This is a genomic window from Candidatus Bealeia paramacronuclearis (genome assembly GCF_035607555.1).
In the GTDB taxonomy this organism is placed as follows: Bacteria; Pseudomonadota; Alphaproteobacteria; order UBA9655; family UBA9655; genus Bealeia; species Bealeia paramacronuclearis.
In genome coordinates this window covers 74,982-92,676 of record NZ_JAVHWZ010000002.1, presented here as the reverse complement: position 1 = coordinate 92,676, position 17,695 = coordinate 74,982, and the positions used below count along the sequence as shown (strand labels likewise).

Annotated in this window: 18 protein-coding genes; 8 read left to right on the top strand and 10 right to left on the bottom strand. The window is 41.8% G+C overall.

The window, feature by feature from the left end; translation table 11 throughout:
- Positions 1–2: 2 nt before the first annotated feature.
- Positions 3–1,187 (bottom strand): penicillin-binding protein activator, encoded by a 1,185-nt coding sequence (locus Bealeia2_RS05175; protein ID WP_331256056.1) that lies wholly within the window; start codon positions 1,185–1,187, stop codon positions 3–5.
- Between the two features lie 59 nt (positions 1,188–1,246).
- On the opposite strand from Bealeia2_RS05175, the gene rsmI reads away from it, so the two are divergent.
- The 5 genes from rsmI to Bealeia2_RS05150 all read left to right on the top strand — a co-directional run bounded on the left by rsmI (position 1,247) and on the right by Bealeia2_RS05150 (position 5,851).
- Positions 1,247–2,071: a 16S rRNA (cytidine(1402)-2'-O)-methyltransferase gene (gene rsmI, locus Bealeia2_RS05170; RefSeq protein WP_331256055.1), complete on the top strand. Its 825-nt coding sequence runs from the start codon at positions 1,247–1,249 to the stop codon at positions 2,069–2,071.
- Positions 1,995–2,426: a YraN family protein gene (locus tag Bealeia2_RS05165; protein ID WP_331256054.1), complete on the top strand. Its 432-nt coding sequence runs from the start codon at positions 1,995–1,997 to the stop codon at positions 2,424–2,426. The genes rsmI and Bealeia2_RS05165 overlap by 77 nt, the downstream gene beginning before the upstream one ends.
- 16 nt (positions 2,427–2,442) lie before the next feature.
- A complete protein-coding gene (locus tag Bealeia2_RS05160; protein WP_331256053.1) occupies positions 2,443–3,102 on the top strand; it encodes a BON domain-containing protein in 660 nt (219 codons plus the stop codon).
- Positions 3,103–3,261: 159 nt separating this feature from the next.
- Positions 3,262–3,957: a hypothetical protein gene (locus tag Bealeia2_RS05155; protein WP_331256052.1), complete on the top strand. Its 696-nt coding sequence runs from the start codon at positions 3,262–3,264 to the stop codon at positions 3,955–3,957.
- A 259-nt stretch (positions 3,958–4,216) separates the two neighbouring features.
- Positions 4,217–5,851, top strand: a complete 1,635-nt coding sequence (locus Bealeia2_RS05150; RefSeq protein ID WP_331256051.1) for an ABC-F family ATP-binding cassette domain-containing protein — start codon at positions 4,217–4,219, stop codon at positions 5,849–5,851.
- A gap of 7 nt (positions 5,852–5,858) precedes the next feature.
- On the opposite strand, the gene Bealeia2_RS05145 is transcribed toward Bealeia2_RS05150, so the two are convergent.
- The gene (locus Bealeia2_RS05145; RefSeq protein ID WP_331256050.1) at positions 5,859–6,500 is read right to left on the bottom strand and encodes a LysE family translocator; all 642 of its coding nucleotides are present in this window, start codon (positions 6,498–6,500) and stop codon (positions 5,859–5,861) included.
- Between the two features lie 109 nt (positions 6,501–6,609).
- On the opposite strand from Bealeia2_RS05145, the gene fliM reads away from it, so the two are divergent.
- Positions 6,610–7,659: a flagellar motor switch protein FliM gene (gene fliM / locus Bealeia2_RS05140; protein ID WP_331256049.1), complete on the top strand. Its 1,050-nt coding sequence runs from the start codon at positions 6,610–6,612 to the stop codon at positions 7,657–7,659.
- An 89-nt stretch (positions 7,660–7,748) separates the two neighbouring features.
- On the opposite strand, the gene Bealeia2_RS05135 is transcribed toward fliM, so the two are convergent.
- From Bealeia2_RS05135 to Bealeia2_RS05125, 4 genes are all read right to left on the bottom strand, one after another.
- Complete coding sequence (locus Bealeia2_RS05135) at positions 7,749–8,663, bottom strand: hypothetical protein (protein ID WP_331256048.1); 915 nt, start codon at positions 8,661–8,663, stop codon at positions 7,749–7,751.
- Between the two features lie 331 nt (positions 8,664–8,994).
- Positions 8,995–9,342, bottom strand: coding sequence for an IS1 family transposase (locus Bealeia2_RS10550; RefSeq protein ID WP_414437814.1), 348 nt, complete (start codon positions 9,340–9,342; stop codon positions 8,995–8,997).
- On the bottom strand, positions 9,279–9,701 hold the full coding sequence (locus tag Bealeia2_RS05130; protein ID WP_331255242.1) for an IS1/IS1595 family N-terminal zinc-binding domain-containing protein: 423 nt from the start codon (positions 9,699–9,701) through the stop codon (positions 9,279–9,281). Before Bealeia2_RS05130 ends, Bealeia2_RS10550 begins: the two co-directional genes overlap by 64 nt.
- Before the next feature lie 58 nt (positions 9,702–9,759).
- Positions 9,760–10,254 carry a hypothetical protein gene (locus tag Bealeia2_RS05125; RefSeq protein WP_331256047.1) on the bottom strand — a complete coding sequence of 165 codons (495 nt, stop codon included), beginning with the start codon at positions 10,252–10,254 and terminating at the stop codon, positions 9,760–9,762.
- 402 nt (positions 10,255–10,656) lie between these two features.
- Between Bealeia2_RS05125 and rnd the strand changes: the two genes are divergently transcribed.
- Positions 10,657–11,808 (top strand): ribonuclease D, encoded by a 1,152-nt coding sequence (rnd, locus tag Bealeia2_RS05120; RefSeq protein ID WP_331256046.1) that lies wholly within the window; start codon positions 10,657–10,659, stop codon positions 11,806–11,808.
- Here rnd and Bealeia2_RS05115 read toward each other — a convergent pair.
- The 4 genes from Bealeia2_RS05115 to Bealeia2_RS05100 form a co-directional block, all read right to left on the bottom strand.
- Entirely contained in the window at positions 11,786–13,258 is a 1,473-nt protein-coding gene (locus Bealeia2_RS05115; protein WP_331256045.1) for a Ppx/GppA phosphatase family protein, read from the bottom strand. The two genes, rnd and Bealeia2_RS05115, sit on opposite strands and share 23 nt — an antisense overlap.
- Positions 13,255–15,381, bottom strand: coding sequence for an RNA degradosome polyphosphate kinase (locus tag Bealeia2_RS05110; protein ID WP_331256044.1), 2,127 nt, complete (start codon positions 15,379–15,381; stop codon positions 13,255–13,257). Before Bealeia2_RS05110 ends, Bealeia2_RS05115 begins: the two co-directional genes overlap by 4 nt.
- A 69-nt stretch (positions 15,382–15,450) precedes the next feature.
- Positions 15,451–15,651, bottom strand: coding sequence for a hypothetical protein (locus tag Bealeia2_RS05105; RefSeq protein ID WP_331256043.1), 201 nt, complete (start codon positions 15,649–15,651; stop codon positions 15,451–15,453).
- A 102-nt stretch (positions 15,652–15,753) separates the two neighbouring features.
- Positions 15,754–16,275: a GyrI-like domain-containing protein gene (locus Bealeia2_RS05100; protein ID WP_331256042.1), complete on the bottom strand. Its 522-nt coding sequence runs from the start codon at positions 16,273–16,275 to the stop codon at positions 15,754–15,756.
- A 172-nt stretch (positions 16,276–16,447) separates the two neighbouring features.
- On the opposite strand from Bealeia2_RS05100, the gene Bealeia2_RS05095 reads away from it, so the two are divergent.
- Positions 16,448–17,686: a hypothetical protein gene (locus Bealeia2_RS05095; protein WP_331256041.1), complete on the top strand. Its 1,239-nt coding sequence runs from the start codon at positions 16,448–16,450 to the stop codon at positions 17,684–17,686.
- The last annotated feature ends 9 nt before the right edge of the window (positions 17,687–17,695 follow it).

Below are 17,695 nucleotides of genomic sequence, written 5' to 3'. Positions count from 1 at the left end.
CTTCAAAAACGATCAGGGGCATTTTCTCGAACCACAACCTGAGCTTCCCGAACTTCCAAAATCGAAAGTCCGCGCTCAGCGATGTGATCTTTGAATCTGAAAATGCCATCGATTCCAGAAAAGCCTTGTTTTACTTCAAGGGCTTGTGGGGAAAAATTACCTCTGGTAGAAAGCACGGCCGCCAAAGCCACCGCATCATACGCCAGAGGCGCAATCCGAGGAGATTGAGAGATAAACGCAGATTTATAATGTTCCTCAAACTCTTGCCTTAATTGAGGCGCAGGTGAGGCAAACCAAGCCCCTTGAAGACCCTGAATTTTCCAGACGTCGGAAGAGTCCCATTGACCTGATCCTAAAAGTTGAACACTTTGCGAAGTCAACGCATAAGATTCCAAATAAGGCAAAAGCCCCATCAAAGATTTCCCGCCTTCCGGCACTAAAAGTGCTTGTGGAGTGGCTGCTTGAATTTTCTCAATTTTTGAGGTCAAAGCCGGCGTTCCGATATCTTGAGACGCATAAGATTCACGGGCTACAATGGTGATAAGGCCCTGCTGTTCAAGATGATTTGTAGCCTCCTCCACCAACTTTCCATAAGGATTGGAGGGTATTAGCAGCGCCACACGAATGAGACCCTGAAATGCGGCATATTTCAAAACACGCTCAATTTGCTCTTGAGGCGAAAACCCTAAAACAAACACATTATCATCAGCCATGGATTTATCCGTAGTAAAGGCCAACAGTGGAATTTTCCGCGCAGAAACAAGCGCTTTAACAGCTTGTACTTCTTCGGCAAACACAGGGCCTATAATCATCTGAGCGCCTTTTCTAATGACCTCTTGAGCCGCCTTATGCGCACCTTCGGCAGTACCTTGAGAATCTGCAAAAACCAATTCCACGCCATCTTTTTTCATATCAAAAAGAGCGACTTGTGCTGATTGCTGAAGGGCGCGTCCCAATTCCGCATGAGAACCTGAAAGCGGAACTACAAATCCGACTTTTGTTGTTTGAGGCATCTCTTGCTTGATTACAGGTTTGGTCGGCAACGGTTTAACAACAGACGGCTTAGGTGGTGGTGGCGCTGGCAGAACAGGCTTTTCTGAGGTTGTTCCACAGGAGACAATGGCCAGGGCCAGAGACATAACAGCACCCCATCGAAGTGCATTTAAAGAAAATTTACGGATAAGCATTCCTAATCCTCTGAAAGTTTGGCATGATAGGAGCCTATCCTTTTCAGTGAGTGAAGTAAATGCCACTTTATTTGGTTGCCACCCCCATTGGAAATAGGGGGGATATAACATTGCGCGCGATTGAAATGCTGAAGGCCTCAGATTTAATCGCGTGTGAGGACACCCGTACATCAAAACCGTTTCTTGTTAGTCTTGGAATTGATAGCCCTCTTTTTCCCTATCACGATCATAATGCTGAAGGAGCGCGTCCCAAGCTTTTAGAAAAGCTCCTCCAAGGTGAATCCATTTCTTTGATTACGGACGCGGGAATGCCATTGATTTCGGATCCTGGATATAAATTGGTGCTTGAATGCCAACGTCTCCAAATTCCTTATACAGTTATTCCCGGGGCCTCCGCCGTTTTGGCCGGACTCTGTCTTTCAGGTCTCCCCCCCTACCCTTTTTATTTCGGAGGATTTCTCCCTAATAAAAGCAAGGCCCGGCAAGACGCTTTCCGCAATCTAAAAAATCTACCCGCAACTCTTGTTTTCTTCGAGTCCCCCCATCGAATTGGAGCCTCAATCAAAGATGCGTTAGAGGTTCTTGGAAATAGGGATGCGGCTCTTGTACGAGAAATCACCAAGAAATTTGAGGAAGTCCGACATCTGTCTTTACAAGATCTTTTCGATTCGATTGAAACCAACCCTCCCAAAGGTGAAATGGTGCTTTTGATTTCTGGCGAAGGCAAAGACGATGAAAATTCAATAAAAGAGATTGAAAAACGTCTTAAAATTTTATTAAAATCGTATTCAACAAAGGAGGCCGTCAGTGCCCTTAAAGATGAAACCGGGAAAAGCAAAAAAGAACTCTACGCCTTGGCTCTCCATCTCCAAGACAAGCTTTAAAAAACGTCTGAGGGCTTGGAGATGGGGACAGTTTGCGGAAAAACTCGCAGCTTATTATTTAAGACTCAAAGGCTATCATATCTTACACCACCGTTTTGCCTCCCCTGTGGGAGAGATCGATCTGATTGCCAAACGTAATGATTCCCTCGTGTTTGTGGAAGTCAAAGCACGCAAGACTAAAGCGATTGCAGCAGAATCTATCTCACCCCATCAAAAACGCCGTATTGAACGGGCGGGAGAATATTTCCTTCAAAATTGGAAAGGCCCCTCTCCTCAAACCATTCGATTTGATGTAGTGTTGATTGCGCCCTGGCGATGGCCAGAGCATATTCGATCCGCATGGATGACGTCTTAAAGGAGTTGAGAGCATTATGGTTGTAAAAAAATTAATCGCATTGGGAACTCTTCCTGTTCTTTTGAGTGGATGCTTTGTCCCACTGATTGTGGGCGGCACTGCAGTTGTGGGAACGGCCGCTACAGAGTCACGTGGCATTGATGGCGTTGCGAGGGACAACCGCATTCGCTCTGAAATCACCTACAAATGGGTTGTGGAAAAAGCGGATGCTACGGGCATTGATGTGACCGTTTACAATGGCAAAGTCCTCCTTGTGGGTCATGTTAAAGATCAACTCACAGAGAAAAAAGTTTTGGAGGCTTTGAAAAAAGTCTCTGGTATCAAGCAAGTTATTAACGAACTCAAAGTCGGTGGTGGCGAAGGATTTGATGAATTCACAAGAGATGCTTGGATGACCACGAAATTGAAATCCAATATGATGCTCAATAACAAAATCCCCTTCCAAAATTATACGCTAAGAACTTTTGATAAGACAATTTACATCTTTGGAATCGCACAAAGTCGTGAAGAACTAGATGCCGTCTTAAAAGAGGCCCGCGCGATCAAAGGGGTGAAATCGGTGAAAAGTTTTATCGAAATTCTAGCTACCAAAAAGCCTCTCAAGCGTGGTGAGGATCCTTATGCGCAAAAAGAGGGCATTGCCTTCCAAAACCCTGAAACACCTAAAGAGAAGTGAGTTTTTTTAAGGGTCGAGTGGCACAGTGCTCTTATGGCATCGTGCCCTTCTTTCTCTAAGGAAATTGATGAATGGGCAATTGCCAAGTTTGTACTTTCTTTCAAAATCTGGTAGCCTGAACTGTAAGTTAATTTTTAATTATTCTATTCGGAGTGGATTATGCATTTTTCATACTTTTCATTTATTACCCTTGTGGCGCTGGTATCACCCCTTAATGCGACGGATTTAACACCTGCCCGTTTAACCCCCAAAGTTTTTTATGGACCAACCAATTTGAGTCATAAAACTCATTCCGATTTGACAATTCATGGGCCCTCCGACCTTGATACACTCAATGTCAACGGCAAGCTTGAGGTGACAGGCCCCCTCACAGCAAAGGGGTTAAAAGCATCTCATCTGAAGGTGACAGGCCCCCTTTCACTCAAAGCATCAGACATCGGAGATGCAACGGTACATGGTCCAGTTGAATTAAAGACAATAACGGCAAAGGGAGCTTTTACGGTCTATGGGCCGCTTGTTTCGGAAGGAAGTCGATTTTTAAACAGTCTCATCGCTTATACCAATAAGGTAGAACTGATAAATTCTCACATTCGTGGAATCACCATTGTTTTTCAAAACAAACAAAGTGGATCCTTTGGATTTGATGTTGGAGATAGTATCTCCGTGACAATTCAAGGAACTATTTATGATCTTAAAAATCTAAAGAAAACGGAACCAATACTCTACGTTGATAGTAAATCTACAATTGCAGGAAATGTGGTTTTCCAAGGGCGCCAAGGTTTATTGGTATTAGGCCGTGGTGCCACCTTTAACGGAAAAGTCATCAACGGCGCAGTTGTCTGGGCGAACCAGTGAAGTGCCCCTACTCCCGAAAGAATCTAGACATAAGAGTGCCCCTGAAGAATTTGACATTTTCTCTTTTTTTTGGTAAGAATAAATATCTCTCGGAAAGGAGATTATAATGAAAATATTTTATATGCGGAACAAAGGCCACATCATCACAGGATGATTAAGGCACGCGGATTATCAACAAATCCAGCGTGCCGTGAAAATTCAACACTCTTTTTTTACGGCACCATTTTCTCTTTAGACTTGATTATACTTAGGTGCCACAATGATTTCTCTTCAAAATCTTTCTCGTCGCTTTGGCGACCGTTATGTCTTTAAGGACGTAAATTATCGTTTCCCTGAAAAAGCTCGCATCGCCCTTGTGGGTGCCAATGGTGCTGGGAAAACAACGCTTCTCAATATTCTTTGCAAATTAGACGATCCTGACGATGGTGATGTAATTCGCCCAGGAACGTTAAGGCTAGGATATTTACCCCAAGAACCCAACCCTACCCCCAAAGAAACCATTCTTGAGGAAGCTTTATCGGGTGCGGGCGAGGTCTATCAACTGCATCACGATCTTCACGCAACCCTTCATGGTATGGAGACACATTATTCTGATACGCTTTATGAAAAATACGAAAAAATAGAAAAGCGTTATCAAGACCTCGAAGGCTATGCTTTAGAGGCAGATGCCAAAGCGATTTTGGTGGGGCTTGGTTTTCATCACGCACAATTTGAACTGCATCCCAAGTCGTTATCAGGTGGATGGCGCATGCGTTTAGAGCTTGCGAAAATGCTCATGAATCGCCCAAACTTTTTAGTATTGGACGAACCTACAAACCACTTGGATCTCCCCAGCATGATCTGGCTTGAGGACTACCTTCAGGATTTCACTGGAACCCTTGTGTTCGTATCTCACGATCGCGCCCTTTTAAACCGATTATCAAATAATACACTTCACTTAAAAGGCGGCACGCTTACTGCTTATAAAGGCAATTTTGATGCGTTTTTAGAAGCCTTTGAGCTCAAAAATACGCAAAATGAGCAAATGGCAAAAAATCTACAGAGTCGATCTCAAGAAATTGAGAAATTCGTGAGTCGCTTTCGCGCCAAACCCTCCAAAGCTCGCCAAGTTCAAAGTCGGCTCAAAATGCTTGAGAAAATTAAGGTTCTTGAGGACTCCATTGATTTTAACTCCCCAGATGCGGAAGTTGCAATTCCTTTAAAAAAACCTCAACCATCTGGACGCGTGGCTTTAACAGTCACGGACCTTGCCGTGGGATACGCGCAACCTCTGGTGAAAAAAATAGGATTCCGGGTTGAGCGTGGGCAAAAAATTGCAATTATCGGAGCCAATGGCATTGGAAAATCAACGCTTTTAAAAACCATTGCAGGAAAAATTCCACCACTTGAGGGTGAGTTCAAATGGGGTCACAATGTGGAAATGCGCTACTTTGCCCAAGAACAACTCGATGTTTTTGATCCCAAAAGAACGGCCCTGGAGAATTTGATGTCCTCTGCCCCCAATCTTTCCGAACAAAAAGCGCGGCGACTTTTAGGCGCCCTTTTACTCAAAGGGGACGATGTTTTCAAACCCATTCGCGTACTTTCGGGGGGTGAGAAAAGTCGGGTAGGTTTGGCCAGCCTTCTCTCACAAGATGCCAATTTATTGCTTTTGGACGAGCCCACAAACCACCTGGATATGGCCTCTTCCGAGCTTTTAGCACAAGCCTTGGATGAATTTGAGGGCACAGTCATATTCGTAAGTCATAACAGAACCTTCATTGATTCAGTGGCCACTCACATTCTGGCCATTTCCGCCAAAGGCCATGCTCAACTTTTTGAGGGCCAGATTGAGGATTACGTCCATCACGCGGCATTGCGAAATTTCCCCAATGTCTTAAAGGGTGAGGAGTAGATATGCCTCAAATCAGATAATGGCTTGTCCAGAGAAGATAAACTGCAAAAACAATAAGAGCCGTGCCCGAGACACGATTGATCCAGGTGAGCGCATCGTCGTTGAGTTTTTTTCGCAAAAGGTAAACGCCTGAAGACAGCACAAGCCACCACATTGTGGCGCCAAGAAAAACCCCAAGCACAACGGTTCCTGCTTGAAAAGCAGAGCGATTGAGGGAATTGAGCCCCAATGTGGCAAAGGCTGCCGTAAAGGCAATCAAGGTTGCGGGATTGGCGAGAGTTAAGAAAAACGCAGAGGTCAGCGCTTTGAAATAAGCTTGAGATTCATTATTGACGTCATTTTTTAAATGGTGGTGGTCACGCATCACTTTAAACCCGACTGCAATCAAAGCGCCACCTCCTACAAATCGGATAAGGGGATCGTACTCATGTAATAAAGAGGCAATACTTGCCAATCCAAAACAGGCCACCGCTCCATAAAATGTATCTGCAAGTCCGGCGCCCACACCTGTTAAAAATGCGAGAATAAAATGGTGATGAAGACTTCGTTTAATACACAAAATGCCAATCGGGCCCACAGGAGCCGCAATCAAGAATCCCGCAAGGACTCCACTAAGTAATAAAGTTGTGAGTTGTGCGACCCAATCCATCCCATTTTTTAGCCTTTTAAATTTGATCTCGCAAGGGATTCTTGCTTGCGGCAGATGTAATTTATGTTAATCTTTAGAAAAATAATAATTATAAAATTGGGGAGCCGCCGTGAGCGCAGAAGCTCAAGAACAAATGCTCGCAGATGAGTCCGTAATGGCAGAAGGGGATAAAGAGACCCTCAGTCATGAACTCAGCCAAGAGGAAATCGATAGCCTTTTAGGGATTAGCGGTGACGCTTCTGAGGAATCTCAAGGTCTCAAAGCTCTCATTGGATCGAGTCATGTGACATATGAGCGTCTGCCGATGCTCGAGGTAATCTTTGATCGTTTGGTGCGACTTCTTTCCACAACACTTCGGAATTTTACGGGCGATATCGTGGATGTTAGTCTTGAGAAAATTGACTCCATTCGTTTTGGAGATTATATTGATTCGCTTCCTTTACCGATTCTCATCAGTGTTTTTGAGGCCGCAGAATGGGGAAATCCGGCACTTGTGACAATCGATACGCACCTTGTGTATTCCATTGTGGATCTTCTTTTAGGCGGCAGAAAAGGGCCCGGGATCACCAAAATTGAGGGGCGCCCCTATACAACTATCGAGCGAAATTTGGTTGAGCGGATGATTCATCTTCTGCTTGAAGATTTTACAAAGTCATTCAGTCTTTTTTCTCCAGTGACATTTAAATTCAAAAACCTAGAGAGCAATCCCCGCTTTGCAGTGATCGCAAGGCCCGTCAATGCCTGTATCCTTATTCGCCTTAAAATTGAAATGGACGAACGCGGCGGATTTTTGGAATTTGTTATTCCTTACGCAACTCTAGAGCCCGTACGTGAGCAACTTTTACAAATGGTCATGGGCGAAAAATTCGGACGAGACTCCATTTGGGAAAACCACTTTGAGGAACAACTTTTCGAAATTAATGTAGATCTTGAAGCAATCCTCGATCCGGTTTCAATTCCTCTCAGCGAAGTCCTCAAATGGGAAAAGGGATCTCAAATTGTTTTTAAAGCCAAACCGAGCGAATTGATTCCTTTATGCAGTGGAAAATTCCCCCTCTTTTTAGGAAAACTAGGGCAAAAAGAAGGCAACATTTCTCTTAAGATTTCCAAAGTCAAAAAGCTCAATCGCGATAAACTACTGGGTGTGGCGCCAGCGTGAGATTGTTAACTCCGCCGTTCCTCAAGAGACGATGCACAAAAGATCTTGTACATAGCCTGAGGGAAACGGTTGGAGCGTTACCGCCATGATTAGTCCTTTTTCTCTTCGATGGTTTTTCCAAACCATTCAAGAAAGACACTTCTAAATTTTGCCATTGATCTGGGTCCATAGAAATCTCGTCCAGATCCATGAAGTTCAATAAGTGTAAGAGGCGTGAAATTTTTAAATTTCAGGGTGCCATGTGATCCCCCGCTATCTGAGGTAAAAGTTGCTCCAAAGCTTTCAAAAATCTTTTTAATGTCCGCTGTGTTAAAAGTCTTTTGGGGATTGCTCAAATCCTCGAGAACAGACCTGAGTGATTTTTCCGGAATAGCCTCGAAGTCAATAGACTCTTGAAATTCTTTTAAAGATATCGAGGAAACTTCACCATTTTTCTTTCCTGAAGAATTGAGTGGTTTTTGTTTGGGAGCGGGTTTTGGGTCTACTACGTGTTTCTTCCCTTTTTTAACGAGAGGATTCCTTGGTATACTTTCCCCTTTCGTGTTCATTACAAGAGTCATAGTCGGAACTGAGAAAGACGCAATTTTGACATCCTCTTTTTTTTCTGCCTGAACCACAGAAGGCGTAGAGGATTTTAATTCTGAAGTTACCGCTACAGGAGTGGAAACTTTTATGGATTCAGAGTTTGCAGAAATGATTTCTTTTTTGTGAGAAGGTTTTGATTGAAGGTCCTTTCCACTAGAAGGCTTAGCCGACACTTTAGGTTTTGAAGAAATGTTTTTTTTCACAAATGCCTTGGCTTGATCTTTTTTAAATAAAAGAAGTTCGGGATGACCTCGTTTAATCAGAAAATCATCTGGGATGTTTTGCAGTAATTTTGGATTATTTTTGAATAAGGTCTGCACCTGATCAATATTTGTTTTATTCTGTGTTTTTCCCATATTTGCGATAAGATTTTCAGCAATTTCATTCACGTTAGGCGAATCATAAAGAACGTAACCCATATTTTGAAAAAAAATAAACTCAGACTTGTCATTAATATCAACAAATCTATATATCCTAGTTTGAGGATTATACATCACTCGGTTTTGGGCCGCTTCAAAAAAAATCGTATCAAAATGATAGTCCTGTATAAATAAAGGTTCAAATCCCTCTTTCAGGTGTTTCTGATAAAGAGAGCTAATATTCCACAAAGTACTCACGAGGGGGGAAAATGATTTTTCAAAAATCAACTGATCTTCTTTCGTTTTTGGATAGATTTTCTCAAGAATCATATCAAAATAATTAGTAGTATTTGCGGCCAAATGAGCATTAAAATCTGATTTAAAGAGACTCTTAACTAAAGATAGATAAGAAAGAGTCCAGATATTTTTTGAAGACTTCAGGATTGGAGAGATGGTAAAGAAGAAGTAAGGAAAGATCTACCATTTCATGGCTTCGAGACGTGACCTTGGAGCGCCTTCGAAAGCGCGCGAGATAATGACGTGTGTTGCTGTTATCCTGCTCGATTGGGTAGGTTAAATCCTTGCCAGTAAAAAGTTGATGTTCAGGAATTAGACGATGAAATCCCTCCCAATCGTCCGTGATGAAAGTGAGATCCCTCGTGCCGATTTCGTCGATTAAGCTTTTGGCTGTTCGATCATCACGGCGACCCAAAGTCCAGGAGATAACTCGCCCTGACACAGGGTCAAAGGCTTTCCAGATCCAAATTTTGTTTTTTTTCCATTCACGTAATGCCACATCTCGTCGATTTGAACGAGCTTAAGGTCAGATGGAACGGCAGGCCTTTCCAATGATTTTGCCTCTTTTCGAATCCACTTCAAAACAGCGACATTACTGACTTTAAGAACCTTTCCGATCATTCCAAAGCTTGCATTTCCCAATGTATATAAAAGGATTGCCAAGGCTTTCATGGCCTCTGGCTTTCCGCGCTTAGGTGTATTTGTGAAGTTGCAGCCGCAGCTTTTACAGCGGTAGCGTTGGATCCCTCTGACCATTCCATTCTTAACATACTGAACTGAATTACATTTCTTGCATTCCATGGCCTATCCCCCTTTAAATAAGCCATCTTATCACGTTATCTATCTTTAGTTAAGTGTCTCAAAATTTTAAAGGAGAAAGGAGTTTGCTTTTTTCGGCAAGTTTTTTGCTATTAAAAAGGTTTTGAAGGAGAAGATTTTCTGCTTTATAATTTTCATTAATTTCATCTTGATTTAAATTTCTATACTCATCTGAAATTTTATGATCTTTTACAAAGTCAGAAAACTTCTTACGTACCTCTTCTGGCAGAGCCTTCATAAGATATGCCGTATAATTTTTTAAATTTTGAAACTGTGCACTTTCTTTGAATTCTACACCTTCAAAAGCATTCTCAAAAATACAGATTAATTCAGTTTTAAGCTCGTCGATGGTTTTTCCAAAAAGAGAGGGAATACCTTGCTTTAAGAAGGCAAAAGCTTTTTTAACAGCACCTTCCTGAGGTTCATTTTTTTCATAATAATTAATAAGATAAGCATGCTGTACTGCTCCGACTTCGTTTCTATAAGAAAGAGAATCCTCGTTAAATGCTTGAAATGCCTCAAGTAGCTCTGTCACTCCTTCAACATCCGCAGCAACTTTAATGTCTTTTTTCTGAGGGGAATTGGTTTCAACGGACTCGCTCTTGCTATTGAGATCTTTTTCTTTGGGGGATATTGAAAACGTATTTTCATTCTCTTTATTATCGTCAGCAGCATAAAGCGGGACTGAGAATCCCGACAGAGTCAATGCACTGAGTGCCAATACGCTCGTAAAATTTTTTGAAAAATAACAATTCAATAAAAACACCATAAAATCTCCTGAATCCAAAATTATAATAAAAACATATAGTTTATATACAAAATATAAATCAAAAACTCAACATTTTTTTTAAAAAGTGATCCTAGTACTATTTTGGAGATTAACTTCAAGTCAGGATGAGTGTATCTTTTCTTGAAAAGTTTTATTATACTCACCGCCATGACACTGATTCACTCCACATCTGAGCTTCTGGCTTTTATAGAACGCGCTCAAAATGACACTTTCATCACCATTGACACGGAGTTCATTCGCGAAACGACGTATTGGCCGCAACTGTGCCTTATCCAAGTCGGAACCAAAGATGAGGCTGTGGCCATAGATCCGCTTTCACAGGAGTTGAATCTTGAGCCCTTTTTGGATTTTTTATACAATCCAAAAATCCTCAAAGTTTTTCATGCGGCCCGCCAAGATCTTGAGATTTTCTATAATTTAAGAGAGGCGGTTCCCTCCCCCCTCTTTGATTCGCAAGTGGCCGCCATGGTGTGCGGTTATGGCGAATCGGCCTCTTATGAATCCTTGGTTGAAACTTTGGCCAAAGCCAAGCTTGATAAATCTCAGCGTTTTACGGATTGGTCTCGTCGCCCTTTGAGTAGTCGTCAAATTGAATATGCTTTGGGTGATGTGACTTATTTAAGAACGGTTTATGAAAAACTTCAAAAACGCCTGGATGAAACGCACCGTGGATCTTGGGTTCAGGATGAAATGAAGGTTTTATCCAGTCCTGACACTTACAAAGTTGATCCCGAAAAGCAGTGGGAACGCATCCGCTATCGCACCGCAAAGCCCCGCATGCTAGCGATTTTAAAGCTACTTGCAGCTTGGCGAGAAATTGAAGCCCAAAAGCGAAACGTGCCACGGGGCCGTATTCTTAAGGATGAAACGCTTTTGGAAATTGCGGCCATTGCGCCTAAAGATAAAGATAGCCTTGGGCGAATGAGGGGGCTGAACCCTGCAATTGCTAACAGTCGTCTTGGGGAAGACATTATTTCAGTTGTAAAAAGTGCTCTCGCGCTTCCTCTTGATCAATGCCCTCAGATGAAGGCTACACTCCCCTCTCCGCCTGGAATGAACTCAGCCCTTGAAATGTTGAAGATGCTTTTGCGCATTAAGGCCGATGAACACAATGTGGCAGCCAAACTTTTAGCGACATCTTCAGATCTTGAAACTTTTGTAAGAAGCCTTGGAAAAGAAGCTCCCTTTTTGGAAGGCTGGCGCTATACCGTTTTTGGAGAAGATGCCCAAAAAATTCTTGAGGGACAAACTGGCATCGTCTTTAAAAAAAACAAAATTAAGTTGATCCCCGCGCCTTAACAAGGACTGCCAATTTTTGAAAGCGTTTTTGGACTTCATATCCTTCAAAAAGTCGTGGATCAGAATTGGAAACCAAGCGCAATTCTTCATCATCCACAAGAAGTTTTGTTCCATTTAAAATCTCATGGCTTCCTGCCGACAGTGTGTATGCTAAATACATAGCACTTCCAATAATGCGCCCCCATTTCAATTCATCTTTTGTCAAAAGCGTAAGAACTTTTGGCAAAGAGAGCCTATCCAATTTTCCACCATACCTTAAATACAGGATGAATGCTAAAAGAGCTCGATTATCATGGGTTAATGTCACAAAGGGCAATGAAAGTGCTCTTTCAAACATGATTTCCGCTTGAAAGTTATGGTGGTCTCGCCAGACAACATCGCTGAGCAGACAAGCACCATAAGTAAGACGTCTTAAGGCTTGATCCTCTCCAATCAGGGGATCTAACCACTTATATAAAGCTTCAGCAAATCCAGGCAGACGGGAAGATCTTTTATTCCATTCTTTAGCAGCCCACAAAAAGGGATCTTCTTTTTGATACTCAGGAGGAAGTTGATTCATCAAGTACCCCTCCCTTAAGCCGTAGCTGGTAAAGACGACTTGCTGCGGCTGTGTGACCTTCAGAAGCTCTTTTAAAACAAGCGCCGACATGGGTAAAGTTAATTTTCGCCCTGCAGTCGCGCGTGACCAAGACGCCAATTCCTCAGGATTGGCTTTGATAATTTTTGAGCACAATCGTGATGTTGTATGAGGCGACAAATGATAGCCTTGGGAAATAGGAATGGGATAGTTTGTCTTTTGCATATGATAATTTGCAAGCGTTCTCCAACCGCCTCCCACAAGGTAGAGTGACTTTGGTTTTTTAATCCATGTGATGTTACGATAAGCTTCTTCTAGGAATTTTTGCGCTTTGCTTATAGACTCTTGAAAAAGACTCTCAATACGCAAGGGTCCAATAGGAAGACTTATTTTTTCCTGTGGCTCTCCTTTGTCAAAACGCACCAGTTCAAGACTTCCGCCGCCCAAATCTCCCATCACACCTTGAGGATTTAAAAACGCCCATTGGATAGAACGCGCCGAATTGATAGCTTCCTCTTCTCCTTTAAGAATTTGAACCTTGGCCTCACAGAGGTTTTCAATAAACCGTATATACTCCTTACCATTTTTAGCCTCCCGTAAGGCTTGCGTTGCAATAATGGCGCAATAACTCACATTCAGATCACGAACAAGACTCACAAATCGACTGAGATTAAAGTTGGCAATCTCCATGCCTTCTTGATGAAGCACTCCCGTTTCTGTAAGATTTTTTCCTAAAAAGGCAACGACTTTCTCACTATGAAGTAAAATGGGAGCCGGACCAAAATGATCGTAAATCACAAGTTGTAAAGACCTGGATCCGATATCAATAACGGCCACGCGATCACCAATGACGGGGGATGTTGCAAATGTCATGGTAGAATTTCCGGTTCTTCTAAAGTTAAATGAGGAAGATGCAAATCATGAGTCATGGACCCACCACCTGAAAGAGATTGATGCCGCATAAAATAGTGGTGAGCATTGAATCCCTCTCCCTCTGGATTGATTTGGGTATAATTTCCATCCGCGCCCAAAGACCAACTATTGGCGGTATCTTTGAGATAAGCCATCATAATTTGATCTAGAATTTGGGATTTGACCGTATGGTTTTCAATGGGCACCAAACTTTCAAATCGCCAGTCAAAATTTCGGGGCATCCAATCTGCAGAAGAAATAAAAACTTTGGCATGTTCAGAAGGAAGATCATGACCATTTCCAAAACAGACAATACGAGAATGTTCGAGAAAGCGCCCCACGAGACTTTTAACATGAATATTCTCTGAAACGCCGGGAAGTTCAGGACTCAAACAACAAATTCCTCTCACAATCAGATGAATTTTAACCCCATCTTGAGAAGCCAAACAAAGCTCATCTATAATTTCATGATCCACCAACGCATTCATCTTGGCCCAAATTATGGCAGGCTTTCCTGCTTTGGCAAAATCTCTCTCTCCACGAATATGCTCAATCAACGTGGATCTAAGACTCAGGGGAGAATACGCCAGTTTCTTAAGTTTTTTAGGTGATGCCGATCCTGTCACATAATTAAAAATTTTGCAGAGGTCTTCCACAATTTTATGATCGGCCGTAAACAAAGAGAGATCATCATAAACCCTTGCAGTTTGGGGATGATAATTTCCCGTTCCAAAATGAGCATAATTCTTAAGATGCCCATCTTCACGACGCGTCACCAAAGAAAGTTTTGCATGGGTTTTGAGCCCCAAAAGTCCATAGACGACAAGAACCCCGGCGCGCTCCAAATCTCGCGCCCATTTTAAATTTGCCTTTTCATCAAAGCGCGCTTTAAGTTCAACGATGACCAAGACGGATTTTCCATTTTCTGCCGCTTCAATAAGTGCTGCCACAATGGGGGAGTCGTTCGAGGTTCTATAAAGCGTTTGCTTGATAGAGACCACGTTGGGATCACGCGCGGCTTCTTTTAAAAAATCTACAACCACGTCAAAACTTTCATAAGGGTGATGGACGAGTAAATCTTTGTGTTTAATGGCAGCTAAACAACTTCCACCAAATTCTCGAATTCGCGCTGGAAAGCGCTCAACATAAGGCTTGTATTGCAGATCATTGCGTTTGGAGATGATGACCTGATCCAAATCTGAAAGACCCAACATCCCGTCTACTTCCATCACTTCCCCAATAGAAAGATCAAGCCCCTCCTCCACAAATGCGCGCAGGTCTGGAGGCATAGATTTTTGAATCATTAAAAGAATAACAGCGCCGCGTTCGCGTTGTTTGAGGGCCGCTTCGAAATAATGCACAAAGTCATCGGACTCCTCATGAATTTCAACTTCACTATCGCGCACAACGCGAAAACATCCCATGCCACGCAAAATAAACCCGGGAAAAAGTTTGGGAATAAAAAGCGAGATCACATCTTCAAGGGCAATAAAACGCGAGCCCCGATTGGGAAGCTGAATAAATCTTTTAATTTTGAGGGGCAATGGTACCAAGCCTTTTAAAATCTCCCCTTCGGGATTCTCCATCTCAAGGGCTACGGTCATCCCTAAATTTGCAACAAACGGGAAAGGATGGGCAGGGTCTACCGCCAAAGGTGTGAGTACGGGGAAAATCTCCTCTTTGAAATAAGTACTGAGCCAAACTTTGTCTGACTTCATCAAACCCTCAGCCGTTACAAGAAAAAAGTTTTCGGACTCAAGTTCCTTTTTTAGAGTTTGAAGAACATTAAACTGATTTTGAATCAGAGCGGAGGCGCGCTCATGAATTTGATCCAAAAGTGATTTTAAACTCACAGGTTCAGGATGTCTACGCTCAAGTCCTGCTGCTTCCTGGTTTTTAAGCCCCGCCACACGCACCATAAAAAATTCATCTAAGTTTTTAGCAGCAATGGCAATAAATCGAAGACGCTCGAGAAGCGGTTTTTGCGTCATCATGGCTTGCCCTAAAACACGTTCATTAAAAGCAATCCATGAGATTTCACGGTCCAGATAAGGGAATTCTTTATGATTATTTTTCTTCCCCATAAGCGAGGTCGCCTTTTTCCAAACAACTCTTTGAATTATTATACGAAAAAAAGATTAAGGAAGAGTTAATTAAACAACTTCGGAATCCTTTTCATAATTCTGATTTAAAGCCGCTTCCATCTGGATTAAACGGGCTCGCATTTGCTCTTTGCGTTTGAGGAGATTTTCACGCAATGCCTTGGCCAAACGCTCTTGGCGCTCTCTGCTTTGCTGGGGAGTTAAAAGCGCAGGGGCATCATTTTCATTGGGAACTTGGGGTACTTTTGTCAAAACATCAACTCCTTGAAATATAGATCGGCTCATGGTTTTTCTCACTCAGTCATCTAATCCTTAAGAAAGTCTAAATGATTTTTAAAATATTTACTATAACGATTATGAGGCCTCAGTTCCCACGTAAATATCAATCACCGCTGCCATGGGATTTTGAGCACGTTCGTCATAGACTTCAAAATCAACCCCCCAGGTTCGCTTTCCACCAAGGTCGCCTTCTGACATTTGCCAGATTTCTTGCCAGGCGTGGATAATGATCAGAGGCATCGGCCCAGGTGAGGTTGTGAATTTCACATAAACTCCCCCCGGAATTTCTGTTGTTATTAAGCCTTCGGAAACACTCTCTAAAGAACTGGCTTCATCCCCGATGAAATACGTATAAGGCCCCTCATAACCCGCCGCCCCCCTTTGAAAGGAGAGATCATAGGTCTTGTAGCCCGCAATCATCACTCCAGGGGCAGTTTTATCCTGAATTTTTTGAGAAACCCCCTCTTGAAAATATCTTCCTATCAAAGGGCTTATCTTGGCCGTCAATGGATTGCATTCATTTTGAAAACTTGTTCGCACTTCAAGCCCAATGACTTTTTTGGGCGCTAAAGTGACAATTGATTTTTGAAGGGACATTGATTTTCCTTTGATAACAAATAAGTTTGAATAAGTTTAAGCGACTGTAATGAAACATGTAAACAAGATTTATTCATCTCTAAAAGAACTTCAGTTTGTGTAAAATTTTAACAATATTTAAAAATATATTGACTTTATAGAATTTAATACATACTTAATTGAAGGCAATCTCATGCTAAAATATTCTTCTAAAATGTACGTTTTTAAATTTTGTGTTAAAGGTGTTAGTATAATGTTTTTGAATCTATTTTTCTCGTTTTTTGTAATGTTTGGCCTTATCATCCAGCCACTTGGTGCAATGGAAATTACGTCTTCCGATAATGAAAAAGAAAATCAAGAAAATATGACCAAGAGAAAATTTGATATCTACGAAAGAGAGATATCTCAAGACAATTCAAACATTCAGAAAAAATTTAAAACGGAAAAAAAGACAGTCAGATTTTCTGAAAAAACAATTAATGGAGATTTTATTCAAAGCCCCTCCGAAACACTGCCTCAAAAAATGGGAACTCTAGATGATGTCGTGCAAAACTACATACCAAAGGAGAATCACTCCCTAAAAATAATTAAAGGACAGCCAAAACTAATCCCAAATGAAAGCATCCAAAATAAGTTAAAAATTAAAATGGTTTCTCTCCTTTCATCAACAATTAAGGACGAGACCTGGGAATGGGGATTTAATGTTTTGGCTCGATTTTGGGGCCTTGAAACCGAAGCCTATAAGATGAGTCTAGACGTCAAAGACGAAACAATTCTCAGCTATATTGATTGCGGACTTAAAGCGATTTTGGAAGATGCTGACGGATACGATGAGTTTTTTGATGACCATTTTAAACACATCCGCAAAAATGCATACAATGAATGGAAAAATGCCTCAATTGAATCATTAACAGACTCAAAATCCAGAAAAACATTCACCCTTTCAAAAGACGTTTTCAATCAATACGGAATTACGAGAACAAGCTATGACAAGTCCCTTACAAGAGAAGAAAAGGAAAAAAATACTGCTGAGTTTCTGAAAAAGAAAAAGGAAATTCTAAAGAAGAAATCAGACGCTTATTTCAAGCGTTACGATAAGCGTCATAAAAACGCCCGAGACCTGATAAATTTCCACTTTGCTCCAGAAATTAAATCTGATTCTGAATCCGAATCCGATTCTGACTCAGACTCAGATTCTGTTTTGGCAATGAATTATAAGTTAGTGATGTCTACGTCTCAATTTGCCTTAAAAGACTCTGATGGTGAAATTCAACCTATTAGTGATGAAGACACATTTACGACATGCGATCAAAGACGGCTCCTTCTAATCTCTTTAAAGATGTTTCTTTACAGGCCCGTTTCATGGGAAGAAAAAAGTTTCTTTAATGATTTTTTTGAACTTTTCTTAAAAAATAATGAATTAAAAGAATAATTATTAAAT